General features: G+C 62.2%; 24 protein-coding genes. 7 read left to right on the top strand and 17 right to left on the bottom strand.

What is annotated here, in order from left to right; translation table 11 throughout:
* Positions 1–98 precede the first annotated feature (98 nt).
* The 7 genes from M0654_RS16335 to M0654_RS16305 all read right to left on the bottom strand — a co-directional run bounded on the left by M0654_RS16335 (position 99) and on the right by M0654_RS16305 (position 5,896).
* Positions 99–446 (bottom strand): hypothetical protein, encoded by a 348-nt coding sequence (locus M0654_RS16335; protein WP_118849222.1) that lies wholly within the window; start codon positions 444–446, stop codon positions 99–101.
* Positions 447–613: 167 nt separating this feature from the next.
* On the bottom strand, positions 614–958 hold the full coding sequence (locus tag M0654_RS22950; protein WP_390920539.1) for a hypothetical protein: 345 nt from the start codon (positions 956–958) through the stop codon (positions 614–616).
* Positions 939–1,196 carry a DNA-binding protein gene (locus M0654_RS16325; RefSeq protein ID WP_248684022.1) on the bottom strand — a complete coding sequence of 86 codons (258 nt, stop codon included), beginning with the start codon at positions 1,194–1,196 and terminating at the stop codon, positions 939–941. The genes M0654_RS22950 and M0654_RS16325 overlap by 20 nt, the downstream gene beginning before the upstream one ends.
* Before the next feature lie 66 nt (positions 1,197–1,262).
* Entirely contained in the window at positions 1,263–2,462 is a 1,200-nt protein-coding gene (locus M0654_RS16320; RefSeq protein ID WP_248684133.1) for an O-antigen ligase family protein, read from the bottom strand.
* A 47-nt stretch (positions 2,463–2,509) separates the two neighbouring features.
* Positions 2,510–4,060 (bottom strand): undecaprenyl-phosphate glucose phosphotransferase, encoded by a 1,551-nt coding sequence (locus M0654_RS16315; RefSeq protein WP_248684021.1) that lies wholly within the window; start codon positions 4,058–4,060, stop codon positions 2,510–2,512.
* 82 nt (positions 4,061–4,142) lie between these two features.
* Positions 4,143–5,303, bottom strand: coding sequence for a glycosyltransferase family 4 protein (locus tag M0654_RS16310; protein ID WP_248684020.1), 1,161 nt, complete (start codon positions 5,301–5,303; stop codon positions 4,143–4,145).
* A gap of 8 nt (positions 5,304–5,311) precedes the next feature.
* Entirely contained in the window at positions 5,312–5,896 is a 585-nt protein-coding gene (locus M0654_RS16305) for a polysaccharide biosynthesis/export family protein (protein WP_248684019.1), read from the bottom strand.
* A gap of 180 nt (positions 5,897–6,076) precedes the next feature.
* Between M0654_RS16305 and M0654_RS16300 the strand changes: the two genes are divergently transcribed.
* Complete coding sequence (locus M0654_RS16300; RefSeq protein ID WP_248684018.1) at positions 6,077–8,293, top strand: GumC family protein; 2,217 nt, start codon at positions 6,077–6,079, stop codon at positions 8,291–8,293.
* Between the two features lie 3 nt (positions 8,294–8,296).
* Here M0654_RS16300 and M0654_RS16295 read toward each other — a convergent pair whose 3' ends face one another.
* Both M0654_RS16295 and M0654_RS16290 read right to left on the bottom strand, forming a co-directional pair.
* Positions 8,297–9,541, bottom strand: coding sequence for a GNAT family N-acetyltransferase (locus M0654_RS16295; protein ID WP_248684017.1), 1,245 nt, complete (start codon positions 9,539–9,541; stop codon positions 8,297–8,299).
* Between the two features lie 120 nt (positions 9,542–9,661).
* Positions 9,662–9,892 (bottom strand): DUF2842 domain-containing protein, encoded by a 231-nt coding sequence (locus M0654_RS16290; RefSeq protein WP_390920534.1) that lies wholly within the window; start codon positions 9,890–9,892, stop codon positions 9,662–9,664.
* Between the two features lie 142 nt (positions 9,893–10,034).
* Here M0654_RS16290 and M0654_RS16285 point away from each other — a divergent pair, with 142 nt between their 5' ends.
* Both M0654_RS16285 and M0654_RS16280 read left to right on the top strand, forming a co-directional pair.
* On the top strand, positions 10,035–11,135 hold the full coding sequence (locus M0654_RS16285) for a COX15/CtaA family protein (RefSeq protein ID WP_248684016.1): 1,101 nt from the start codon (positions 10,035–10,037) through the stop codon (positions 11,133–11,135).
* A gap of 171 nt (positions 11,136–11,306) precedes the next feature.
* Positions 11,307–11,732, top strand: a complete 426-nt coding sequence (locus M0654_RS16280) for a DoxX family protein (RefSeq protein WP_248684015.1) — start codon at positions 11,307–11,309, stop codon at positions 11,730–11,732.
* 39 nt (positions 11,733–11,771) lie between these two features.
* Here M0654_RS16280 and argC read toward each other — a convergent pair whose 3' ends face one another.
* The 5 genes from argC to M0654_RS16255 all read right to left on the bottom strand — a co-directional run bounded on the left by argC (position 11,772) and on the right by M0654_RS16255 (position 15,431).
* Positions 11,772–12,704, bottom strand: coding sequence for an N-acetyl-gamma-glutamyl-phosphate reductase (gene argC / locus M0654_RS16275; RefSeq protein ID WP_248684014.1), 933 nt, complete (start codon positions 12,702–12,704; stop codon positions 11,772–11,774).
* Positions 12,705–12,777: 73 nt separating this feature from the next.
* Positions 12,778–13,728, bottom strand: coding sequence for an agmatinase (gene speB, locus M0654_RS16270; protein ID WP_248684013.1), 951 nt, complete (start codon positions 13,726–13,728; stop codon positions 12,778–12,780).
* A gap of 114 nt (positions 13,729–13,842) precedes the next feature.
* Complete coding sequence (rpsI, locus tag M0654_RS16265) at positions 13,843–14,310, bottom strand: 30S ribosomal protein S9 (RefSeq protein WP_248684012.1); 468 nt, start codon at positions 14,308–14,310, stop codon at positions 13,843–13,845.
* A 2-nt stretch (positions 14,311–14,312) separates the two neighbouring features.
* Positions 14,313–14,777, bottom strand: a complete 465-nt coding sequence (gene rplM, locus M0654_RS16260; protein ID WP_118849237.1) for a 50S ribosomal protein L13 — start codon at positions 14,775–14,777, stop codon at positions 14,313–14,315.
* A gap of 228 nt (positions 14,778–15,005) precedes the next feature.
* Positions 15,006–15,431 carry a PaaI family thioesterase gene (locus M0654_RS16255; protein WP_248684011.1) on the bottom strand — a complete coding sequence of 142 codons (426 nt, stop codon included), beginning with the start codon at positions 15,429–15,431 and terminating at the stop codon, positions 15,006–15,008.
* A gap of 119 nt (positions 15,432–15,550) precedes the next feature.
* Between M0654_RS16255 and M0654_RS16250 the strand changes: the two genes are divergently transcribed.
* The 3 genes from M0654_RS16250 to M0654_RS16240 all read left to right on the top strand — a co-directional run bounded on the left by M0654_RS16250 (position 15,551) and on the right by M0654_RS16240 (position 17,756).
* Positions 15,551–15,979 (top strand): CoA-binding protein, encoded by a 429-nt coding sequence (locus M0654_RS16250; protein WP_248684010.1) that lies wholly within the window; start codon positions 15,551–15,553, stop codon positions 15,977–15,979.
* A gap of 146 nt (positions 15,980–16,125) precedes the next feature.
* A complete protein-coding gene (locus M0654_RS16245; RefSeq protein ID WP_248684009.1) occupies positions 16,126–17,412 on the top strand; it encodes an O-acetylhomoserine aminocarboxypropyltransferase in 1,287 nt (428 codons plus the stop codon).
* A complete protein-coding gene (locus tag M0654_RS16240) occupies positions 17,409–17,756 on the top strand; it encodes a cupin domain-containing protein (RefSeq protein WP_248684008.1) in 348 nt (115 codons plus the stop codon). The genes M0654_RS16245 and M0654_RS16240 overlap by 4 nt, the downstream gene beginning before the upstream one ends.
* Here the strand turns inward: M0654_RS16240 and M0654_RS16235 are convergent.
* A complete protein-coding gene (locus M0654_RS16235) occupies positions 17,753–18,238 on the bottom strand; it encodes a MarR family winged helix-turn-helix transcriptional regulator (protein WP_248684007.1) in 486 nt (161 codons plus the stop codon). The genes M0654_RS16240 and M0654_RS16235 overlap by 4 nt on opposite strands.
* A gap of 141 nt (positions 18,239–18,379) precedes the next feature.
* Here M0654_RS16235 and M0654_RS16230 point away from each other — a divergent pair, with 141 nt between their 5' ends.
* Positions 18,380–19,192: an SDR family NAD(P)-dependent oxidoreductase gene (locus M0654_RS16230; RefSeq protein ID WP_248684006.1), complete on the top strand. Its 813-nt coding sequence runs from the start codon at positions 18,380–18,382 to the stop codon at positions 19,190–19,192.
* 6 nt (positions 19,193–19,198) lie between these two features.
* On the opposite strand, the gene M0654_RS16225 is transcribed toward M0654_RS16230, so the two are convergent.
* Both M0654_RS16225 and ggt read right to left on the bottom strand, forming a co-directional pair.
* Positions 19,199–20,446: a cytochrome P450 gene (locus M0654_RS16225; protein ID WP_248684005.1), complete on the bottom strand. Its 1,248-nt coding sequence runs from the start codon at positions 20,444–20,446 to the stop codon at positions 19,199–19,201.
* 43 nt (positions 20,447–20,489) lie between these two features.
* Complete coding sequence (gene ggt, locus M0654_RS16220) at positions 20,490–22,247, bottom strand: gamma-glutamyltransferase (RefSeq protein ID WP_248684004.1); 1,758 nt, start codon at positions 22,245–22,247, stop codon at positions 20,490–20,492.
* Between the last annotated feature and the right edge of the window lie 45 nt (positions 22,248–22,292).

Genomic DNA, 22,292 nt, shown 5'->3' with positions numbered 1-22,292 from the left:
AGCCACGATAACACCAATGTTTGCGAAGGTCGATTTCCCGACGACGCAAAACAAAAAGCCCCGCGAGGGCGGGGCTTTCGAGTTCAGGCGGCGGTGGATCAGATTTCCGGGCAACCACGGCGGTTGGCGAAGGTGATGCGGTCGGGACCATTCGAGGTCCAGCCGCGGACCGTGATGCTGCGATCGGTAACGCGGACGACTTCGGGACGGCGGAAACCTTCGTCGCGGGCGGCGGCACGTGCTTCACCGGGCGAGCAGCCCCTGTCGCGGCGGCCATATTCACGATTGCGGTCGCGGTCGCGATCCCTGTCACGAATGACCGGGCGGATGCCATCCGGGCCAAGGCGTAGCTCGACATCCTGGGCGGATGCCGGCGTCGAAACTGCAGCAATGGCGCCGAGCGAAAGTACGCTGGACAGCACCACAGTAGAAAGCATCTTGTTCATTGTTATCCTCCTTCTGCACAGTGGCTGCGGCCAATGCTGCGCGAACTTGTTCACGCACGCCAAACTGGATCGCCACGGCAATTGTTCCGGATAAAGATGAAGCTGCAGAAGAAGCAATAATGTATCAGAGATCTGGCGGACCACTACTTGGGCGAGGCCAGATGAGATTAGCGGAATCGCGGTGCCCGCGTCGCGTTCATCAGCAGTTCCTGCTGGGAGGCAAAGGGTCCGAGCAGCTTGAGAAGCCGTGCTTCTTCCTCGCGGTGGAGGCGATAGTGTTTTGCAAACTCCGCAACGCTCCAAACCTTCTTCAAACCCTGATTGTTGAGCTCTTCAAGCTTCAGATGCGTCGTCATGCCCAGCCCCTTCTTCTGATTATTCGAACGCCAACGATTTGAAGAAGAAGTTGTTCCTGGAAAAAATGCGCGCAAGGCGATTTTTTTTCGAACGCGGCAGGCAGCCGTCGAGTTACGTGACTGTTTGGGGTCGACGTCAGCCGTCGTTGGCAGCACTGAGGTTCTGCGGGCGGATGCCTTCGTTCGCCAAGTGTTGGCGCAACCGCACGCCCGGGCCAACATTCGCGTCGTCCTCGCCAGCTGCGAGAAACACGACATCCTTCGATTCGAAGATCACCCGAAGGCGCTCGGCAACGTCGGTCGGCGGAGTGGCCTGTGCCGCCTCGGCATCCTCGATGACGTCACGCGGCAGGCCGGAGGCCGCGGCAAGGTCGTCGACGGTCATTCCTGTCATGGCGCGAGCCGCACGGATTTGGGAAGCAGTCAGCATGGAACTGATCTGGTGCGCTTGGCGGCCAAGTCAAGACGCAAGCGCGTTCGCCTCCGGTCCACCGCGGCGCTGCAGCCGGTGTTCAAGTGCGGCACAGCCCCAGACGATGCCGAGCAGCAGGTAATAATGCCGCCAGTGATCGGTATCGATGACGTTGCCGATGATGGCGTGCCCGAGGATCATCACCCAGGCGATCATCAGGTATGGCTGCCACGGGCGTTCGCGCAGCATGTAGCGGAAGCCGAAGCCGATCGTTGTCCACAGCATGATCTGGTAGGTGATCGCCCCGAGCCAGCCATAGGTGGTGAGCGTCTTCAGCCAGATATTATGTTCGTCTTCGCCAAAGATCTTGCCGAAGGCCATTGGTCCGAGGCCCAACGGACGCTCCATCGCCATCAGGAAGCCGATCTTGTGGCGCTCGAAGCGGCCAAGGCGGGCGCCGTCATATTCCTGCACCAGCTTGGCGCGGTTGGAGAAGAGTTCGGAGACCTGGGGAAATTGCAGCGCAACGATGAGCGCCAGCGCCAGCACCAGGACCGCGCCGCCGGCGATCGCCAGGATCTTGAACCGGAACGCCGTGGTGCGCTGCTTGAGCAGCATGACGACCACGAGCGCCACGCCGCTGAAGACCAGCAGGCCCCAGGCCGCGCGCGAGAAGGACAGGAAGATGCCGAGCGTCAGCACGAGCAGGCCGAGGATGAGAAGCGGCGTCTTGATGAGCGGCCCGGTCAGCATCCGGTAGAGGAGATAAAGCAGCGGGGCCACAAGGTATGGCCCGAAGACATTCGGATCCTCGAAGGCGCCCATCGCCCGGTTGTAGCGGGTGAAGACATGGGCGCCGGGAAAGGCATTGAAATAACCCGCGATGCCAAGCAGCGAGGTGATGATGGCGGCCGCAACCCATGCCTTGAACAAGAGGTTGAGGCGGCGGTGGTCGGCCTCGATGACGGCGCAGTAGAAGACCGCGCTCAGCGCCAGGAAGATCGACACGGCGAAATAGAGGGGCGCGCCGCTGATATCCTTCATCACGAACATCGTCAGGAGACCCGCGAGGTTGAAGATCATCAGCAGAACCAGCAGGGCGGCCGTGGTGCGCGAGATCTTCAGCCCGAGGATGAACCAGATGGCGATCTGGATCGCCATCACCAGTTCATAGGGCGCCGGTTCTGAGATGACGAAGCCGGACAGGAAGACGCCAAACGCAATCAGCGCCGTGCCGGCAATCCGCATGGCTGCCAGCCGCGCATCGAAATGATCAGGACTTTGGACGACGGCACTCAATACGCGTTGTCCGTGTTGAGGAGCCGGATCGGCGTCAGGAAGAAGATCTTCAGGTCAAACAGCAGCGACCAGTTCTCGATATAATCGAGGTCGTAGGCCGTGCGGGCGCGGATCTTCTCATCGCTGTCGAGCTCGCCGCGCAACCCGTTGATCTGCGCCCAGCCGGTGACGCCGGGCTTTACCCGGTGGCGGGCGAAATAACTTTCGACCACGTCGACATATTTGCGCTCGCCGGTCTGCGCGCTCACCGCATGCGGGCGCGGGCCGACCAGCGACAGTTCACCGCGAAGCACGTTGAAGAGCTGGGGTAGTTCATCGATCGAGGATTTGCGCAGGAAACGCCCCACCGGCGTCACGCGTGGGTCGCCCTTCGTCACGGCCTTCACCGCCGTCTGGTCGCTCATCTCCGTGTACATCGAGCGGAACTTCAGCACCTCGATGATCTCGTTGTTGAAGCCATGCCGCTTCTGGCGAAAGATGATCGGGCCCTTCGACGTCATCTTCACGGCAATGGCGGCGGCGAGCATGATCGGCCACAGGACCGCGATGGCGCCGAGCGAAAAGACGATGTCGAACAGCCGTTTGGCAACCGAATCCCAGTCGCGGATCGGCTTGTCGAAAATGTCGAACATCGGCACGGCGCCGACATGCGAATAGGAGCGCGGGCGAAAGCGCAGGCGGTTTGCATGTGCGGCGAGCCGGATGTCGACAGGCAGGACCCAGAGCTTGCGCAGCAATTGCAGGATGCGCTGTTCGGCCGTTGCTGGCAGCGCGATGATCAGCATGTCGATGCGGGCGAGGCGTGCAAACTCCACCAACTCGCCGAAGGTGCCGAGCTTGGGGTAGCCGGCGACGACAGTGGGGGAGCGCTCGCTTCCGCGGTCATCAAAGATGCCGCAGATGCGGATGTCGTTGTCCGGCTGTGCTTCAAGCTGGCGAACCAGTTGCTTTGCCGGTTCGCCGCCACCGACAATCACGGCGCGCCGCTCCATCACGCCGTTGCGGGCCCAGTTGCGGATCGCATAGGCGATGAACTGGCGCTCGAGCAGCAGGAAGACGGCACCTGACGCAAACCATGCCGCATAACCGCCAAAGGTGAGGGGGGTGTCGAGCAAATGCATGGCGACGGCGGTCGGGACAAAAGACAGGATCCACGCCGTCTGGACGCGCTTCGTTGTGCTCCCCGCCGCGCGCAGCGAAGGGATCTGGTAGGTATCGACAAGCTGCAGCAGCAGAACCGTGAGCGCAGCACCCGGCCCGATCAATGCGACGCGGTTCAAGAGCGCCGCCCAACCGGTCGGCGCAACCAGCATCGATACCAGAAGGCCGATGAAGAGGAGCGAGATGAACTCCGCCAGTCGAAACTGGCCGATGAGCATGGCAGGCGAGGTTGTCTGGTCGCGGAACTGTTCGGCGATCTGCCGCGCAAAGGGGTTGAGCTCCGTCGTGCCCGTTGCCTCGTGCCGCTCTTCGCTCGCCCGCAGTTCGGAGACCTTCCTGCGCAGGTCGTCCATGTTGAGCTGTTCGGACGTGTTTGGCTGGCTCATCTGCCCTGTCCCCCTCGGCTGCCGAGATGATCAAGCCCCGGAGCAATAGACAGGCACTAGCAAAAAGAGGTGAAAGAAGCCTTTAGCGAGGCGCGCCCGTTGCCGCTGAGGCAAGTACATTTTGGTACAGGTCAAGCATTTCACTGGCCATCACGGAGGCCGAGAATGCTTTCTTCAAAGTTTCCGGGTTTGGCATCACGGTATCTTGCCAGTCCGGCGTCGCCATCGATGCTGTCATGATCCGCGCAAGATCTTCCGCATCGCAAGGTGTGGCAAGTGCGGCGCTTTGTTCTCCCAGCACTTCGGGAATGCCCCCGACACGGGAGGCAATGACCGGTTTGCCAGCCGCAAGCGCTTCCAGCACGATGTATGGCATGGCTTCGGCGCGGGACGGGACCACGATGGTTTTCGCGAGCGCAAAGGCTTCCCTTGCCGGCATGGCCGGTCGCATCTCGATCCGGTCGGAGAGGCCGTGGGCCTCGATAGTCGCCTGATAGCGGTCGCGGTCGGGCCCGTCGCCGACCATCAGGGCGGAGAGCCGGCGCCCGGAAAGAGCTTCGGTACGGGTGAAGGCGTCGATGAAGACATTCGGTCCTTTTAGGTCCCGCATCATGCCGATATAAAGGAAATCGCGCGCGTTCTCTGTCGTCCCGACCGACGTGAATTCAGCATCCTTGATGCCGTTGTAGATGACCCGCGAGAGCGTGCGGGGCGCGCCGATTTTGGCTTCATAGGTGCGTCGCTCGTAGTCGCAGACGAAAACGACTGCGTCGCCGAGGCGCTCCTGGAACTTCTCCATCCGGAACACGACCTGGCCGGACAGGCTGCCACGTTCGAAGTGGAGGGTGCCGCCATGCGGCGAATAGAGGCGGGCTACGCAATACCTGTTCACCCGCAGGGCTGAGCCGATCATCCGGGCCAATGCGCCACCCTTGGCGCCATGACCGTGCAAGATGTTCGGCTGCAAGCTCTTGATGTGTTTGTAGCTCCTGTAGATGGCCACGGCGTCGGTCGGCGTGACCGCCCGGCGCATGGGAACTCGGGACAGGCCGAGTGAAAGCATCGGCCGGATGCTGTCGAACAGGCGCTCTTCATGCGCGCCACCCGTCAGGCTATCGCAAAGGATGCCGACGTCGTGGCCCGCTGCTCGGTGCTCCTCCACGAGATCGCGCACATGCCGGAAGATGCCGCCCACCGGCGATCGAAAGCAGTGCAGAATCCGCAATGGAGCTTGTTGGGTCATGGCTCTATTCAGAAGAGCCGTTCGCGAACGTAGATCGTGTCACCTGCGAGAACCGGGGCGGAGATGTTGGCCCGCCCGGTGATAACCTCACCGTTGATCTTGCGTGTTACGTCGACATCGCGCTGGTTGCCACGCGAGGTGAAGCCGCCTGCAATCGCGATCGCGTTCTGCGCCGTCATGCCGGGAACATAGGAATACTGGCCCGGGCGGCCGACTTCACCCATGACGAAGACGGGGCGATAGCGGTCGACCTCGATCGTCACGTCCGGGTCGCGCAGATATCCCTGCTTCAGGCGTGCGGCAATCGCAGCTTCCATGGCGGGCAGGGTCTGGCCACGCGCCGCCACCTGGCCGATCAGCGGAAACGCGATGTAGCCGGCCTGATCCACGGTATAACTGTTCGTGAGGCTGGGCTGCTCGAAGACGCTGATGCGCAGGCGGTCGCCGCTGTCCAGGCGGTAAGGCTGGATTGCAGCCTGGTCGAAGCCCTTGGGCGCCGGCGCATAGCCTGTGCAGCCGCCCAGGACCGTCGCGGCCGTGCCGAGCACGAGCGCGGATCTGGCAATCACACGTTTGATAGGGGCGAACGACATTGCGTTCCAGGCTCCAGCGGGGTTCATCTGGCTGCTGTTATCAATCTGTTAGGGTTAACGCCCGGTAAAGGCAGCCGCGGATTTTGCCGTTCGGTGGCTTCGAAGAGGGCCACTGCGCCATTAACCCGCAAGTTACCATGATCCTTTACCATCGCGCCCAACCGAGAGTTGGAGCGTGTTATGTCGGGCGTAAACGGTGGCGATCAGGACGTGGATATCGATCTCAGCCGCATCATTGCCGCTGTCTGGGATCGCAAGGTCAGGATCCTCGGTGTCACGGTTGTCGCTGCTGCGGTGGCCCTGGTTGGCGCCAGCCTGGTAAAACCGAGCTACATGGGCGAAACACGGGTGCTGATCGAATCCCGCTCGCCGAACTTGTCCGGAGCCGAAGCCGCCGCCCAGGCCAATGATCCGCTTCTCGACTCGCTCAACGTCACCAGCCAGGCCCAACTCCTCCAGTCTAGCGACCTGATCAAGCGGGTGGTGCGTGACCTCGGTCTGGCAAAGCTGGAAGAGTTCGATCCCGCCGGTAAGGCGCTGATCCCGAACCCGCTGGTGATGATCGGGCTGAAACAGGACCCGATGAAGCTCAATGCCGAAGATCGGGTGATCGAGGAATTCCGCGAGAAGCTGCATGTCTATGCGGTGGAGAACTCCCGCGTCATCGCGATTGAGTTCTCCTCGCATGATCCGAAGCTCGCATCGTATATCCCGAACAAGATGGCGGAAGTCTACCTGGAGTTCCAGAGCGGCGCCAAGCAGGACACCCATTCCGAAACCGCCAAGTGGCTGGAGCCCGAAATCGCCAACCTGACGGAGCGGGTGAGGGAGGCCGAAAAGAAGGTTGCCGACTACCGCTCCGCCAACGGCCTGTTCCAGACGACCGAAACCAGCAGCCTGCCGACCCAGCAGCTCAACAACATTTCCGCCGAGCTCACGCGTGTGAGGGCGGAGCGCGCCAATGCCGAAGCGCGCGCCGAAAACGTGCGTGCGGCGCTGAGGGCCGGCCGCTCGGTCGATACGCTGAGCGACGTGGTCGGCTCGCAGGTGATCCAGCGGCTGAAGGAGGCCGAGGCCAATCTTCAGGCGCAGATCTCCGACAGCGCAACCTCGCTGCTCGAAGGGCACCCGCGCCTCAAGGGGCTGCGCGCCCAGCTTGCTGGTATTCGCCAACAGATCGACAGCGAAACGCGCAAGATCCTCACCAGCCTCGACAACGAAGCGGAGCTTTCGCGGATACGCGAGAGGCAACTGATGAGCCAGTTGAACGGGCTCAAGGCGGATTCCGCCCGGGCCGGCGAAGAAGAGGTCGGCTTGCGCGCCCTGGAGCGGGAAGCAGCAGCCCAGCGCCAGCTTCTGGAAACCTACCTTGCCCGCTACCGCCAGGCGACCTCGCGGCTCGAAAGCAATTCCACACCCGCCGATGCGCGTGTCGTTTCGCGCGCGGTCGAACCGTCCGAACCCTATTTCCCGAAGATCATCCCGATCGTTGTCGTTGTATCGCTGGTTACGTTCATTCTAGGCTGCCTGCTTGTCGTGATCACCGAGCTTTTCTCCGGTCGTGCGCTGCGCCCGTTGAACCCGCGTCGGGACGAGGTGGCGCCGGCAGACGCCGCGCCCGTTGTTGCCGCTCCGGTGCCCGTCGCAGTCTCGCAGCCAGAACGAGTGCGACCGGAGCCGGTGGTGGCCGCAGCGCCAGCCGTTGCTCCCGCTGCACCGGCGGTCGCTCCGGCAGAGGCCGTCGCGCAGCCCGAGCCCGCTGCACCGGTATCGGTCATGGGAGACGAGACCGCATCCGAGGATCCGAGCTTTACCATCGACGCCGTCGCGCACTACCTGCAGCGTTACGCCGTACCCGTGGCGATTGCCGTATCACCGAGCGGTGACGCCGGTTCGACCGCAACCGTCGTGCTGGCGCGCGAGATCGCCCAGCAGGGCCGTTCGGTCGTGCTGATCGACATGACGGGCTCTGCCTGCCCGACCCGGCTGATGGCCGAAAGCCGCAAGCTGCCGGGCATCACCGATCTGCTTTGCGGCGAAACCGCCTTTGGTGACGCCATCCATCCGGACCGGCTTTCCAGCGCCCACATCATCCCGCAGGGTGTGTCCGATCCCGCGCGCGCCATGCGCGGCGCCGACCGGCTGACGATGATCATCGACGCGTTGGCCGACGCCTATGACCTCGTCGTCATCGAGTGTGGTCCGGCAGAAGCGGACGGTCTTTCGCGTCTCACGCGCAAGGAAGGCGCCGAGATCGTACTGTCGGTTCCGGGCTTTAAGGATGAGGACGTAGCAGCCCTCGTCCTCGGTTTTGAGGAGGCGGGCTACCCGAACCTGCTCGTCATGTCCGAAGCGACCGACCGCCACCATCCCCGCAGCGGTCGCAGGGCCGCGTAGGGATCAGTCGTCGGAGGCGGTGGCCTCGGAGGCCGCGGAATGGCGGCGCGAACGCCAGCGCTGCGCCATCGCGTAAAGCCGCGGGTTGCGCTTGACGATCGCCTTGGCCTTCGTGACGCCTACGAGCACTGGGCGCAACAGCGAACCCTTCCATGTGAGCGGTAGCAGGATGTCGTGGTGGACCGTCTCCTGGCGGCACCAATTCCGCTTGTAGGGCTGGTCGCCCATGCCGAAGTCGAAGGTACTCGCACCCGTATGGCAGCAATGTTCGATAACCAGCCAGAACAGAAGTTCTCCCGGGCTTGCGTCAGCGCCAACCGTATCGTCGATCGAACTGAACTGGCAGATGACATAGTCGCCCTTGCGCGACACGCCGGCGATTGCCGCGACATGCCCATCGTGTTCGCCCTTCAGCCGCAGCGCATGCAGGATCAGCGGCGCATCGGCGGACGGATCGCCCGCATCCACCACCGAGTGGAAGAAGCGGCGTATCTCGGACGGCTGGAAAACGTCCGGCAAGCCCGCGAGCCTCAACCTCTCGCTCTTCTGCTGGAAGAACAGGTCGAGCAGTTCGTCTTTCTGCCTGTGTTCGCTTGCAATCACGTGGTCGAAGCCGCCGATTGCTTCAAGCCGGCGCGTCGATGAGCGGAATTTCTTCCGTCGCGTCTTGGCGTTGAGCTGGCCAATCGTCGCTTCGAAATTGGCGAAAAGCGGAAGTTGGAACGAATGGTTCTGGTTCTCGATGGTCGCAAGCCCGGCCAGCGGATGCCGGACGCCGCGCCATTTGAGCGGCACGCTGTCCAGCACGATCAGATCGGCGCGATCCTGAAGCGCGCGTTTCAGCTGGTAGGCAAAGTTGTGCAGCTCTTCCGCGTCGGGCTCCGCCAGATCGGCATCAAAGAGGCCTGTGTTGACGTTGTTGAACCTCTCGCCGGGGAAACGCGCAATTCGGCAGCCATGCTCAGGGACGATTTCGAGCGGCAGGATGAGCGCGGTCTTGCCCGCGACATGGCCGCGGATGATGGCCGCCTCGCTTGCGCGCGCCTCCATCCAGCTCGTGCACCAGTCAAAGCCTTGGTGCAGCGAGTTGCGCCCAAGCGCTTCCAGCCGCCGCCAGTCGGCCTCGATGGCCCGGGGATCGGGCACGACCTCCAACGTCAGTTGTGCAAACCGCACCTCTGGCGAAACCTCGGCTGCCGCGGCCGAAACTGATCTATCGTGCTCGAAGACAAGACGGGCTGTCTGCATCGCTCTTCCCGGTTCCAATGCGTGTGGGGTCACACGATTGGCAAACGGAGCCGAACAAACGGTTTATACGCCACGCGAAAGGGGGATTAGTGCCGGGACTGGTTAACTGCGGCTTAGCAGCTACTTCTTGAGCTTTGGGCCCGCCATCCACTTGATGATCAGCATCGCCGGCAGGATCCACAGGAGGCCGCTGATCAGGAAGTAGAGGAAATGGATCCACCATGGCGAGGTGGCCAGCATCAGGGTTGCGACCGTGGTGGCAACCAGCGCATAGATGATGACGAGGAAAATGATCAGAATGGTGCCGATGAAGCTCCTCAGACGCGGTACCAAACGGCTTCTCCTGCTCATGCGAATCCGGGCCGCGACCCCATGCCGCAAACCACGAGGGCTTGTTTTGCACGGGTCGATGGCGCAAATCAACGCACAATCCTAACGAACCGCAGGAGCGTCACGTCCAGTGCCGCCCATGAACATTGGCGGAGCCCGAGACATGTCCGCAACGGATGCTGTGATTATCGATGTCCTGAAACAGACGAAACGCCAGGAGCGTGACCGCAAGGCGGTGCGCATCTGGCTGGGCGTGGTGATCTTCACCCTGTTCTGCCTTGTACTCGTTGGCGGTGCGACGAGGTTGACCGACTCCGGCCTCTCGATCACAGAGTGGAAGCCGATCCACGGCGTCATTCCGCCGCTCAATGCGGCTGAATGGGAAGAGGAGTTCCAGCTCTATCAGCGCATCCCCCAATACCAGGAAGTCAACAAGGACATGACGGTCGATGAGTTCAAGTCGATCTTCTGGTGGGAATGGGCACATCGTTTCCTGGCACGGTCGATCGGGCTGATCTTTGCGCTGCCGCTTGCCTTCTTCTGGTTTACCGGCCGCATCGAGCGGCGCATCCGTTGGCCCCTGGTCGGCCTGCTGGCGCTTGGCGGTTTCCAGGGATTCGTCGGTTGGTGGATGGTGTCGTCGGGCCTGAGCAAGCTGGTCAGCGTGTCGCAATACAGGCTCGCCGTTCATCTCACGATTGCCTGCCTTATCTTTGCAGCGTCGGTCTGGATCATGCGCGGCCTTGCACCGCATTCCAAGGATCCGGCGCCGACGTCGAATTCGCATTGGGCCGCAGCCGGCATTGCCTTCCTGGTGTTGTTCCAGATCTATCTCGGTGCGCTTGTGGCCGGTCTTGATGCGGGCCTCAGCTACACGACATGGCCGCTGATGGATGGTGCGATCATCCCGGGCGACCTGTTCATCCAGCAGCCGTGGTGGATCAACCTGTTCGAAAACCCGAAGACGGTGCAGTTCGTCCACCGCTGTGGTGCCTATCTCCTCTGGGCCGCAACGCTCCTCCACATGATCGTGTCGCTCGCCAAGGCGCCGGGCACCACGCATGCACGTCGTTCCGTCGTGCTGTTCCTTCTCGTCTGCGTGCAGGCGATCATCGGCATCTCGACGCTGGTCATGCAGGTGCCGCTTCACATGGCGCTCACCCACCAGGGCATGGCGCTGGTCGTGCTTGGTTTTGCCGTGGCGCATTGGCGTGGTTTCATCGGCGAGTATCCGCTGCAGACGGCGATCGTCGAGCGCAGCTGACATCCTCCGCAACGGCTGACATCAACGGGGCAGGCGGATCCTTTACCGCCTGCCTTTTTCGTTGGCGCCAAACTTTCACAATTTCTCGCTCCCCCATGTCGGCAAACGGTTCTGCCGCCCGTCCTTGGGGTATCGCCGCATGGGCGCGGCCGAACAAGAGGAGAGAGGACAATGGCAGGCACAGTGGCAATCCTGGTGGCGAGGCTGATCTTCGGCGGCCTGTTTGTCATGGCGACGACATTCAAGTTCATCGATACGCCGATGACGGCGAGCTACATCGCCGGCGCCGGTTTCCCGTTTCCGCTGTTTCTCGCCTGGTGCGCGGCGATCTTCGAAATCGGCCTGGCGCTCGCCTTCCTCACCGGCGCCTTCTTCTCAGAAGCGGCGCTGCTCGCGGGTGTCTATGTGATCTTTCTGGCCTTCGCATTCCACGGCCCCAGCCATTGGGAGGGGAACCAGGCGGAGTTCGGCTTCTTCGTGGACCACTTCACATTCCTGGCCGGCTTGCTGTTCGCGGCGGTGCATGGTCCTGGAAACAAGCTGGTGCTGAACCTCGGCCTGCGGCAGGTTCTCGCAACGAGAGGCCAGGCCGCCTAGGCTGGCCGAGGGCGTTTGGAGAGACAGTGCTTTCGGTCATTAGGCCGAAAGCATCAGGTCCATGTTCTGCACGGCCGCACCAGACGCACCCTTGCCGAGGTTGTCGAGCAGGGCCACGAGATTGACATGCGCGCCGCCCGGCGTGCCAAACACGAAGAGTTTCATCGTGTCCTGGTTCACCAGTTCCTCGGCATCCACGCGCGGCAGCTTGCTGCTTTCCTCAAGCGGCACCACCGTGACGATGTCCTGGCCGGCATAATGCTCGACCAGCGCCTTGTGGATCCCCTCGATCGTCGTGCCTTCCTTGAGGTCTTCCAGGAACAGCGGGACCTGCACGATCATGCCCTGTGCAAAGCGCCCGACGGATGGCGAGAAGAGCGGGGCCCGGTCGAGGAGACCATGAACCTTCATCTCCGGCACATGCTTGTGCTTGAGCGGCAGGCCATAAAGGAAGTTGTTGGCGCTGATCGCGTCCTCCCGGCCCTTGTCTTCCATCTGGCCGATCAACTGCTTGCCGCCGCCGGTGTAACCGGAGACCGCGTTGACGCTGACCGGGTAACCATCTGGCAGGATGCCGGCGGCACGCAACGGGCGGATGAGTGCGATCGCGCCCGTAGGGTAGCAACCCGGATTGGCAACGTGGCGTGCCGACTTGATCTTCTCGGCCTGCGCCTTGTCGAGCTCGGCAAAACCATAGGCCCAGTTCGGGTCGACGCGGAAGGCGGTCGAGGTGTCGATCACCCGCACCTTGTTGTTTCCGGCAAGCATCGACACGGCTTCGCGCGATGCATCGTCCGGCAGGCAGAGGATTGCGATGTCTGCGCTGTTCAGCAGGTCCTCGCGCATCGCCGCATTGCGACGCTCGGCTTCCGGGATCGACAGCAGTTCAACATCTCGGCGGCCGGCCATGCGGGTGCGGATCTGCAGGCCCGTGGTGCCGTGTTCGCCATCGATGAAGATCTTTGCTGCCATAACCTTGTTCCTGTCGTTTCAACCACTTGGATTGGAATTCTGAATCAAACTGGGAAACAGTTGAATCACGTCTTCAGCCTTTTGCCAGTCGCTCTGCGCGCAGCCCGAGCATATACATTGCAACGGTTGCCCCGGCAATGGCGGTGATATCGGCGTGGTCATAGGCTGGCGCGACCTCGACGACATCGGCGCCGCGGATGTCGAGGGCGCCAAGCTTGCTGAGAATCGAGAGGATCTTGGTGCTCGACGGCCCGCCTGCGACGGGCGTGCCGGTACCGGGCGCATAGGCCGGATCGAGGCAGTCGATGTCGAAGGTGAGGTAGGCGGGGCGTCCTGCGGTGCGCTCCAGGATCGCGGCCGCGATCTCGGATGCGGTCATCTCCTCCACCTCGTGACCATAGATCAGTCGCAGGCCGCAGTCCTCCGGCGCATGGGTGCGGATGCCGACCTGGATGGAGTGAGCGGGATCGATGATGCCGGAACGGGCCGCGCGGGCGACGAAGGAGCCGTGGTCGATACGCCCTTCGTGATCGAGCCACGTATCCTGGTGTGCATCGAACTGGACGAGCGCCAGCGGCCCGTGCTTTTCCGCATGCGCCTGCAGCAGCGGCCAGGTTACATAATGATCGCCGCCGAGCGTCAGCAGAAAGGCGCCGCTGTCGAGGATCGTTGTCGCCTGCCGTTCGATTGCCGCAGGGGTCTCCGCATGGTTGCCGTAGTCGAGCAGGCAATCGCCATAGTCGATGACCGACATCTGCGCGAACAGATCCCGGTTGAACGGATACTGCGGATCGTTATCGAAGATGGCCGAGGCGCGACGGATCGCCTGCGGCCCGAAGCGGGCCCCGGGGCGGTTGGAGGTCGCGGCATCGAAGGGAATGCCCCAGACTGCGGCATCGACACCGGCCAGGTCCTTGGTGAAGCGACGGCGCATGAAGGAAAGCGCGCCGGCAAAGGTTGGGTCGGTTGCGGCGGAGCGCAGGCTCGTCGCCGTAAAGGCATGGTCGATGGTCCTGGCAGCCATGGTCGCGTCTTCCAACGGCAGTTGCGGATGTCGTTGTTGATAAAGGCAAGCGCACAAACAGAAAAGGCGGAGCCGAAGCCCCGCCTTTGAACATTCCGAAATAACTCGAAGCGATTAACGCTTGGAGAACTGGAAGGAGCGGCGGGCCTTGGCCTTACCGTACTTCTTACGCTCAACGACGCGGCTGTCGCGGGTCAGGAAGCCACCCTTCTTGAGGACCGGACGCAGGCCCGGCTCGAAGTAGGTGAGGGCCTTGGACAGGCCGTGGCGAACTGCACCAGCCTGGCCGGAAAGACCACCGCCGGCAACCGTTGCAACGATGTCGAACTGACCCGTGCGGGCAGCCGCGACGATCGGCTGCTGCAGGATCATCTGCAGAACCGGACGGGCAAAGTATGCCGAGAAGTCACGACCGTTGATCGTGATCTTGCCGGTGCCAGCCTTGATCCAGACGCGGGCAATGGCGTTCTTGCGCTTGCCGGTTGCGTAGGAACGGCCAAGCGTGTCGACCTTGCGGACATGAACCGGAGCAGCGGCTTCAGCAGCCGGCGCGAGGTCCTTCAAAGAGGAGAGATCGGCCATGATCAGGCGCTCCTTACGTTCTTCTTGTTCAGCGATGCCACGTCGAGAACGACCGGCTGCTGAGCTTCATGGGGATGGTTCGAGCCAGCGTAGACACGCAGGTTCTTCATCTGGCGACGTCCGAGCGGGCCGCGGGGGATCATGCGCTCGACAGCCTTTTCAACGACGCGCTCCGGGAAGCGACCTTCGATGATCTGGCGCGCAGTGCGCTCCTTGATGCCGCCCGGATAACCGGTGTGCCAGTAATACTTCTTGTCGGAATACTTCTTGCCGGTGAAGGCAACCTTTTCCGCATTGATGACGATGACGTTGTCGCCGTCGTCAACGTGAGGGGTGTACGTAGCCTTGTGCTTGCCGCGCAGGCGGTTGGCAACGATGGTGGCGAGGCGACCGACAACGAGGCCTTCGGCGTCGATGATCACCCACTTCTTCTCCACCTCTGCGGGCTTCTGAACGAAGGTTGACATGGTTTTCTCTTTCTTTGGACCCGTGGCTTCCGAACCGGTCGCCGGGGCGTTTCTTGTTGCTTGTTTTGCCGATCAAGCGGCAAAAAGAAAACGGCCCCGGAAGGGGTCGCATTCATGGGTGGCTTATACGCATGCAGGCTGTCGCGGTCAAGGTGAGGGATCTGGAGCGGAGATTTTTAACATCAATGAAAACAAGTGGTTAGCGATGTGGTATTATAATGCCACACGTTAACGCGGTGGAATCGAGTAGGTCGCGGTCGCTTGAGCGACGGGTTCGGCGCCTTCCTGGGTGAGCAGGGCATCCACCACCGCAAGCCGGTTGCCGAGCTTCAGCAGACGGCATTCACAGAAGATCGGCGCGAGCGTGGGCTTGCGCAGGAAGTTGATGTTGAGGTTCGTCGTGACTGCGAGCGCAACCGGACCGATGTGTGCAAGAATGATCGCATAAGCTGCGACATCGGCAAGCATCACCATCGAGGGGCCGGATACGGTATTGCCTGGCCGTAGATGTCGGTCGCTCGGATCAAGCCGCATCACCAGCCGACCATCGGACACCTCAGTCACCGCCAGCACGCGGCCATTGACATGGATCTGCGGAAACTCTCGGTCGAGAAACTCGTGCAACTGTTCGATCGATAAAATTGGTGCGGGCATGAAATGACTGTTCCGGCAAATGACTGGAAGCGGAGACTACACGCGACATGCGCGGAATGGAAAGCCGCACCGTCTCAACCTACATAAGGGCGAGCCATCGTAGAGAACTGGAGCCCGAGATGAACCACGATCACTATGACAATGCCTATATCGCCGACATCCTGAAGTCGGTGAAGACGATCGCGCTTCTCGGCGCCTCGCCAAACCCGGACCGCCCGAGCAACGGCGTCATGGGCTTCCTCCTTTCCAAGGGCTACGAGGTTTTTCCGGTCAACCCCGGGCAGGCGGGCAAGCAGATCCTCGGCCAGACGGTGTATGCCAAGCTCGCGGACGTGCCGCAGCCGGTCGACATGGTTGATGTGTTCCGGGCTGCCGAATATCTCGATGGCGTGGTCGACGAGGCCATCGCGCTTGAAAAGAAGCCTAAGGTGATCTGGGGGCAACTCAGCGTTCGCGATGATGCCGCTGCGGCAAAGGCGGAAGCGGCCGGGATCAAGATGGTCATGGACCGCTGCCCGGCCATCGAATACCCCCGGCTGATCGGCTGATCGCCAGGCGGGGCGCCACACAGCGCTCCAGAATTGTCACGCATTTCCAAACGGATGAGGTTCCGCGGAAGAATATGCCTTGATCGGGATCGCTCCGCTTGCTCTGTTGCGCGTCATCATGACATGGCGCTTTAAGGGAGAGAGATATGGCGACCAACAATCCGGGCTTTTCAACACTGGCCGTACATGCCGGCGCGGCGCCAGATCCGACGACGGGTGCCAGGGCGACCCCGATCTACCAGACCACGTCCTTCGTATTCAATGATGCGGACCACGCCGCGGCGCTCTTTGGCCTGCAGCAGTTCGGCAACATCTACACCCGCATCATGAACCCGACGCAGGCCGCGCTCGAGGAGCGCGTCGCCGCATTGGAGGGCGGAACGGCGGCCCTTGCGGTCGCATCCGGGCATGCGGCCCAGATGCTCGCCTTCCACACGCTGATGCAGCCGGGTGACAATTTCGTCGCGGCGCGCAAGCTTTATGGCGGCTCGATCAACCAGTTCGGGCACGCCTTCAAGAACTTTGGGTGGGAGGTGCGCTGGGCCGACCCCGCTGATCCGGCGACCTTCGACGCGCAATTCGACGACCGCACCAAGGCGATCTTCATCGAAAGCCTCGCCAATCCCGGCGGCACCTTCGTGGATATTGCAGCAATTGCCGAGGTCGCTCGCCGTCGCGGCGTGCCGCTGATCGTCGACAACACCATGGCAAGCCCTTACCTCGTGCGTCCGCTGGAGCATGGCGCCGACATCGTCATCCATTCGCTGACGAAGTTCCTCGGCGGCCACGGCAATTCGATGGGCGGCATCTTGGTGGATGGCGGCACCTTCGACTGGTCGGCGTCGGGCAACTACCCGATGCTGTCTGAGCCGCGCCCGGAATATGCCGGGGTGGAACTGCACAAGACCTTCGGCAACATTGCGTTTGCGATCGGCGCTCGGGTGCTGGGGCTTCGCGATCTTGGCCCGGCGATTTCGCCCTTCAACGCCTTCATGATCCTGACAGGCATCGAAACCCTGCCGCTTCGCATGCAGAAGCATTGCGACAATGCGCTAGCGGTCGCAAAATGGCTGAAGACCCATCCGAAGGTTGCCTGGGTCAATTATGCCGGTCTGGACGATGACGCGAACCACGGCCTGCAGCAGCGCTATTCACCGAAGGGCGCCGGCGCCGTCTTCACCTTTGGCGTCAAGGGTGGCTACGAGGCGGGCAAGACCTTTGTCGAAAGCCTGCAACTCTTCTCGCACCTCGCCAATATCGGCGACACGCGCTCGCTCGTGATCCATCCGGCATCGACCACCCATCGCCAGTTGACGGAAGAGCAGCAGATTGCTGCAGGCGCCGGACCGGATGTCGTGCGCCTGTCGATCGGCATCGAGGATTCGGGTGACATCATCGCTGACCTTGATCAGGCGCTGGCGGCCATCCAGTGACGGGAAGCTGGATCACCTTCGATCTCACCTCTGTCGAACCTGAAGAGGGGGCTCCGGCCCCCGACCGGCTTCTGTCCGGCGACCCCAGGTTTCGCACCTGGAATGTCGAAGAGGCCGAGGGTGGGCTCTACGCCGGGGTGTGGGAATCGACACCCGGCAAGTGGCGGATCGTCTACGAGGAGTGGGAATATTTCCGCATCATCTCCGGTTATTCCATCGTCACCGACGACAAGGGCGAGGTTATCCACCTGCGAGCAGGGGAGAGCCTGATCCTCAGGCCTGGCTTTAGCGGAACCTGGGAAGTCGTTGAAACGACTCGCAAGGATTACGTCATCCGGCTTTAGGATGGGTCGCCGCCAGTGGTGGCGAAGGCCTTGGCAAATTCGGGCGATGAGATGAGGGCAAGCGTCCGACGCAACTCGACCGACCGGTCTTCGCCAAAGACCTCATCGAACCGGCGCTGAGCCTTTTTCCAGCGCGCCGCCACCTCCTTTTGCTTCGCTCGTCCGAGGGGCGTGAGACGCACCCGCTTCACCCGCCGGTCCTGCTCGTCGGGCACGAGTTCCACCAGGCCATCCCGCAACAGCGGCTTCAGCGTATGTCCCAGCGCCGAAAGATCCATCACCATCGCATTGGCCAGCGTCTTCAGGCTTGGCGCGCCCAAGAGCCTTATCTGTGACAGCAGGGAAAACTGCGTGCCCTTGAGCCCGCTGTCGCCCATCGCGTCGTCGTAAAGCTGGCCAAGCTGCCGCCCCGCGCGACGAATCGCGCTGTTGCTGCAGTGAAGCCAGACCCCATCCTCATCATTGTCGATTCTATCTGCCATTTGTCCACCGTGTTTCTGGCGCCCAGTCTATAGCTGCAGGAGCGCGGGTCGCAAAATCTTGCCGCGAGCCCTTGCAGCCTCAAAGGCATCTCCTCATTTAAATAGTGGCATATGCCAGTAAATTAAATCAGGAGATGAAAGATGAGCAGCGGATCAAGACATGGAACGGCACTTGTAACAGGGGCATCCTCTGGTATCGGCGCAAGCTATGCCGAGAAGTTGGCGGCACGCGGTTATGACCTTATCCTGGTCGCCCGCGATGCCGCTCGCCTGATGGCGCTGGGCGAAAAACTGGAGCAACAGCATGGCATCACCGCAGATGTACTGCGCGCAGACCTAGCTGATCGCCTCGATCTCGACATTGTTGACCGCCGCCTGCGCGACGACCGGACGATAAGCCTCCTCGTCAACAATGCCGGCATCGGTCCCAACGGCCCGCTGCTGAAGGCCGATACTGCTTATCTTGACCGCATGGTCGATCTCAATGTCACTGCGGCCAACCGGCTGGCGCTTGCCGCAGCACGCGCCTTTAGCGCGCGCGGCCGGGGAACAATCGTCAATATCGCCTCGGCCGTCGCGTTGGCGCCCGAGCGGTTCAGTGGCACCTATGCAGCGGGCAAGGCCTTCGTGCTGGCGCTCACGGAGTCGCTCGCGGCCGAGCTCAAGGATTCTGGCGTCCAGGTGCAGGCGGTTCTGCCCGGTTTTACCCGGACCGAAATCTTCGACCGCGTCGGCGGGTCGATGGATAACCTGCCGCAGGACTCGGTGATGGAGGTGGGCGACCTGGTTGATGCGGCACTCGCCGGCCTCGACCGCAACGAACTCGTCACCATACCCTCGCTGGAGGACGCCGCCCTGTTCGACAGCTTCCGCCAGTCTCGGGCGGCGCTCGGCCCGCACCTGTCGCGCAACAAGCCGGCTTTGCGCTACAGCGCAAGCCCCGTCGCCGCTTAAGCCGCGTTACCAGGCAAGATCGAGCCGCTCCAGCCCGTGGAAATGGTAGACATCCTTGACCACGGGCGGATGCGCGATGCGCATCGACGGCAGGCGCCTGAACAGGATCGGAAGCACCGTATTCAGCTCCAGCCGGGCAAGTGGCGCGCCGATGCAGAAATGGATGCCGGCGCCGAAGGAAAGATTCGGCGCCTCCTGGCGCCCGGGTTGGAAAGCCAGCGGATCGGAGAACTTCTTCGGGTCGAGGTTCGCCGCCGCCAGGATCAGGCTCACCTTGTCCCCACGCTTGAAGGACAGACCGTCGATCTCGACGTCTTCGAGCGCCCAGCGCTGGAAGATGTGCACCGGCGCACAGATGCGCAGTGTCTCGTCGACCGTTCGCTCCGTCACCGCCTCGTCAGCAAACAGGTTGGCGGGATCGAACTCGCTGTCGAGGATGACGCGGACCGAGTTGCCGATCTGGTGCACGGTCGCTTCATGCCCCGCATTCAGCAGCACAATGGTGGTCGACACCAGTTCGTCATCGGTCAGGTACTGCCCCTTGTGCTCCGTATGGATCATGTGGGTGAGCAGGTCCTCTCGCGGCTGGCGGCGGCGCTCGGCGATCAGGCTTTTGACGTAGTCGGCGAATTCCTTGGCCGAACGGTCGGCGGCGAACTCGTCTTCCTTCGTCCGCTTGAACATGTACATGCCGACGTAGTCGTGGGACCATTTGAGCAACTGCGGACCCATCTCGTCCGGGATGCCGATCATCCGCGCGATCATGGTGACGGGGATGATGTCGGCGAAGGAGGAGAGGAGTTCGGTCCGGCCGTCCTTCTCGAACCCGTCGATCAGGCTCTCCGCCAGCGCCGCGATCTCAGGTCTCAGCCTTTCGATATGGCGGGATACGAAGGCCCTGTTGACGAGCGTGCGCAGTCGCGTGTGTTCCGGCGGCTCCAGTTCCAGCAGCGAATAGCGTTCGGCCAGATCGAAGTTCTGGAGATGCGGCTCAGGCTCGGCGAGGCCGATCTCTTCGCGGCTGGCGATATGCAGGATCTGGCGACCGAACCTGCGGTCGCGCAGCAGGGCGTTCACATGGTCATAACCGGTGAAGAACCATTGCTTCTGCTCCTCCCAATAGAAGGTCGGGCAGTGCTGGTGCAGCAGCGCATAGACGCGGTTCGGGTCGCTGTAGAAGCCGGGATTGCGACCATCGAGTGAAACGCGTCGCAAGACGGGGTCGATGCGGAGAAAGTCGGGCAGGGTATCCATGGCCGATGCCTAGCCGAAACTTTCCCGCAGCGAAAGCCTCCGTTCAGTCGCCAAGCGCCACACCTTCGCGACGCGGGTCGGCACTGCCGGCGAGACCGTTATCGGTGATCTCGATGGCGTGCAGGCCGCTGTTCATCTCGCCCGCCTTCACCTCGTATCCCAACGCCTTCAACGGTTCGGCAAGTTTCTCTGCTTCCGTGCCTGCCTCGATGTAATAGGTGCCGAAGCGGTTGATCAGGTGCGGCTGCGCGACAATCTCTTCGACCGGCATGCCCCAGTCAACATAGGCTATCAGCGCCTGGGCAACGTAGCCGATGATCTGGCTGCCGCCCGGTGAGCCGATGGCGAGAAGCGGCTTGTCGTCCTTCATGACGATCGTCGGCGCCATGGACGAACGCGGGCGTTTTCCGGGTTCGACCCGATTGGCAATCGGAAACTGGCCGTCATGCGTCTTGAAGGAAAAGTCGGTGAGTTCATTGTTGAGCAGGAAGCCGTTGGTCATCAGCTGTGACCCGAAGCCGCTTTCGATGGTCGTGGTCATCGAGACGACATTGCCTTCACGGTCAACGATCACGAAGTGGCTGGTGGAGGGAAGCTCTAGCGCCACGTCCCGCCCGAACAGAAGCGCATGGTCCCATTCCGGCTCGCCCGCCTTCACCTGGTCAGGCGCCAGCGCCTTGTCCCCATCGAGCAGGCCGGCTCGCGTGCCGAGATAATCTTTCTTGATTAGGCCTTTGATGGGCGTCGGCTGGAAGTCCGTGTCAGCGACGTAGCGCTCGCGATCGGCAAAGGCCAGTCGCTGCGCATCACCCAGCAGTCGCCAGCTGTCGACATTCTGCGGGCCGAGCGCCTTAATGTCGAAGTTCTCGACCACGCCGAGGATCTGTGACACAGCGATCGCGCCAGAGGAGGGCGGCCCCATGCCGCAGACATCGAGCGCCCGGTAGGGGAAGCAGAGCGGTTCGCGCTCCTTGATGCGATAGTTACGCAGGTCAGCAAGCGACAGTACGCCCGGATTGGAAGGAGCCTCGCGCACGGTCTTGACGATGTCTTCGGCGATCTTGCCGGTGTAGAAGGCGTCCGCGCCGCCCTCTGCAATCGCCTTCAATGTCTCGGCATAGGCAGGGTTCTTCAGCGTGTCGCCTTCTTTCAGCGGCGCGCCGCTTTCATCGAAGAAGTAGCTCTTGGCGCCCTCGTAGGTCTTCAGCCGGTCGCCTTCGGCCGCCACGAGCGCAGCAAGCCGCGGCGTCACCTTGAAGCCATCGGTGGCGAGCGCCCGCCCGCGTTCGAACAGGCTCGCCCATTCCGCCTTGCCGTAGCGTTTGTGCACCTCTTCGAGCAGTCGCACGGTGCCCGGCGTGCCGACCGAACGGCCACCGACCACGGCATCCATGAACTTCAGCGGCTGCCCCTGATCGTCGAGGAAGAGCTTTGGCGTTGCCTCCATCGGCGCCGTTTCGCGCCCGTCGAACGTGGTGAGCTTCTTAGAGGCTGCATCGTAGTAGACGAGGAAGGACCCGCCGCCGAGGCCGGAGCTCTGTGGCTCCACGAGGCCGAGCACGGTCTGCACCGCAACCATCGCGTCGATCGCATTGCCGCCGGCGGCTAGCACGTCGCGGCCCGCTTCGGCAGCAAGCGGATGCGCGGCTGCGACCATGAAGGTCTTAGCTTCCGTCCGCGTCGCCGGCTTGAAGCCTGTCGCGCGTTCTGGCGCAATCGTATCGGATGCCTGTTGGGCAGAGGCCGTCCCGGCCACCATGATCACGGACAGGATGATACCGAATGTCTTTCTGGCTCGCATGACACGTCTCCCGATTGAACCCTCAATGGGATGTGTGTCGCAGGC

The organism is Neorhizobium turbinariae, from assembly GCF_023223505.1.
Taxonomy (GTDB): Bacteria; Pseudomonadota; Alphaproteobacteria; order Rhizobiales; family Rhizobiaceae; genus Neorhizobium; species Neorhizobium turbinariae.
This window is presented reverse-complemented; position numbering and strand designations above follow the sequence as displayed.

What these genes read in the sequence shown, in the direction of transcription:
- M0654_RS16335 (WP_118849222.1), bottom strand. Translation starts at nt 446, where the DNA reads ATGAACAAGATGCTTTCTACTGTGGTGCTGTCCAGCGTACTTTCGCTC.
- M0654_RS16325 (WP_248684022.1), bottom strand. Translation starts at nt 1,196, where the DNA reads ATGACAGGAATGACCGTCGACGACCTTGCCGCGGCCTCCGGCCTGCCG.
- M0654_RS16320 (WP_248684133.1), bottom strand. Translation starts at nt 2,462, where the DNA reads ATGCGGATTGCCGGCACGGCGCTGATTGCGTTTGGCGTCTTCCTGTCC.
- M0654_RS16315 (WP_248684021.1), bottom strand. Translation starts at nt 4,060, where the DNA reads ATGAGCCAGCCAAACACGTCCGAACAGCTCAACATGGACGACCTGCGC.
- M0654_RS16310 (WP_248684020.1), bottom strand. Translation starts at nt 5,303, where the DNA reads ATGACCCAACAAGCTCCATTGCGGATTCTGCACTGCTTTCGATCGCCG.
- M0654_RS16305 (WP_248684019.1), bottom strand. Translation starts at nt 5,896, where the DNA reads ATGTCGTTCGCCCCTATCAAACGTGTGATTGCCAGATCCGCGCTCGTG.
- M0654_RS16300 (WP_248684018.1), top strand. Translation starts at nt 6,077, where the DNA reads ATGTCGGGCGTAAACGGTGGCGATCAGGACGTGGATATCGATCTCAGC.
- M0654_RS16295 (WP_248684017.1), bottom strand. Translation starts at nt 9,541, where the DNA reads ATGCAGACAGCCCGTCTTGTCTTCGAGCACGATAGATCAGTTTCGGCC.
- M0654_RS16290 (WP_390920534.1), bottom strand. Translation starts at nt 9,892, where the DNA reads ATGAGCAGGAGAAGCCGTTTGGTACCGCGTCTGAGGAGCTTCATCGGC.
- M0654_RS16285 (WP_248684016.1), top strand. Translation starts at nt 10,035, where the DNA reads ATGTCCGCAACGGATGCTGTGATTATCGATGTCCTGAAACAGACGAAA.
- M0654_RS16280 (WP_248684015.1), top strand. Translation starts at nt 11,307, where the DNA reads ATGGCAGGCACAGTGGCAATCCTGGTGGCGAGGCTGATCTTCGGCGGC.
- argC (WP_248684014.1), bottom strand. Translation starts at nt 12,704, where the DNA reads ATGGCAGCAAAGATCTTCATCGATGGCGAACACGGCACCACGGGCCTG.
- speB (WP_248684013.1), bottom strand. Translation starts at nt 13,728, where the DNA reads ATGGCTGCCAGGACCATCGACCATGCCTTTACGGCGACGAGCCTGCGC.
- rpsI (WP_248684012.1), bottom strand. Translation starts at nt 14,310, where the DNA reads ATGGCCGATCTCTCCTCTTTGAAGGACCTCGCGCCGGCTGCTGAAGCC.
- rplM (WP_118849237.1), bottom strand. Translation starts at nt 14,777, where the DNA reads ATGTCAACCTTCGTTCAGAAGCCCGCAGAGGTGGAGAAGAAGTGGGTG.
- M0654_RS16255 (WP_248684011.1), bottom strand. Translation starts at nt 15,431, where the DNA reads ATGCCCGCACCAATTTTATCGATCGAACAGTTGCACGAGTTTCTCGAC.
- M0654_RS16250 (WP_248684010.1), top strand. Translation starts at nt 15,551, where the DNA reads ATGAACCACGATCACTATGACAATGCCTATATCGCCGACATCCTGAAG.
- M0654_RS16245 (WP_248684009.1), top strand. Translation starts at nt 16,126, where the DNA reads ATGGCGACCAACAATCCGGGCTTTTCAACACTGGCCGTACATGCCGGC.
- M0654_RS16235 (WP_248684007.1), bottom strand. Translation starts at nt 18,238, where the DNA reads ATGGCAGATAGAATCGACAATGATGAGGATGGGGTCTGGCTTCACTGC.
- M0654_RS16230 (WP_248684006.1), top strand. Translation starts at nt 18,380, where the DNA reads ATGAGCAGCGGATCAAGACATGGAACGGCACTTGTAACAGGGGCATCC.
- M0654_RS16225 (WP_248684005.1), bottom strand. Translation starts at nt 20,446, where the DNA reads ATGGATACCCTGCCCGACTTTCTCCGCATCGACCCCGTCTTGCGACGC.
- ggt (WP_248684004.1), bottom strand. Translation starts at nt 22,247, where the DNA reads ATGCGAGCCAGAAAGACATTCGGTATCATCCTGTCCGTGATCATGGTG.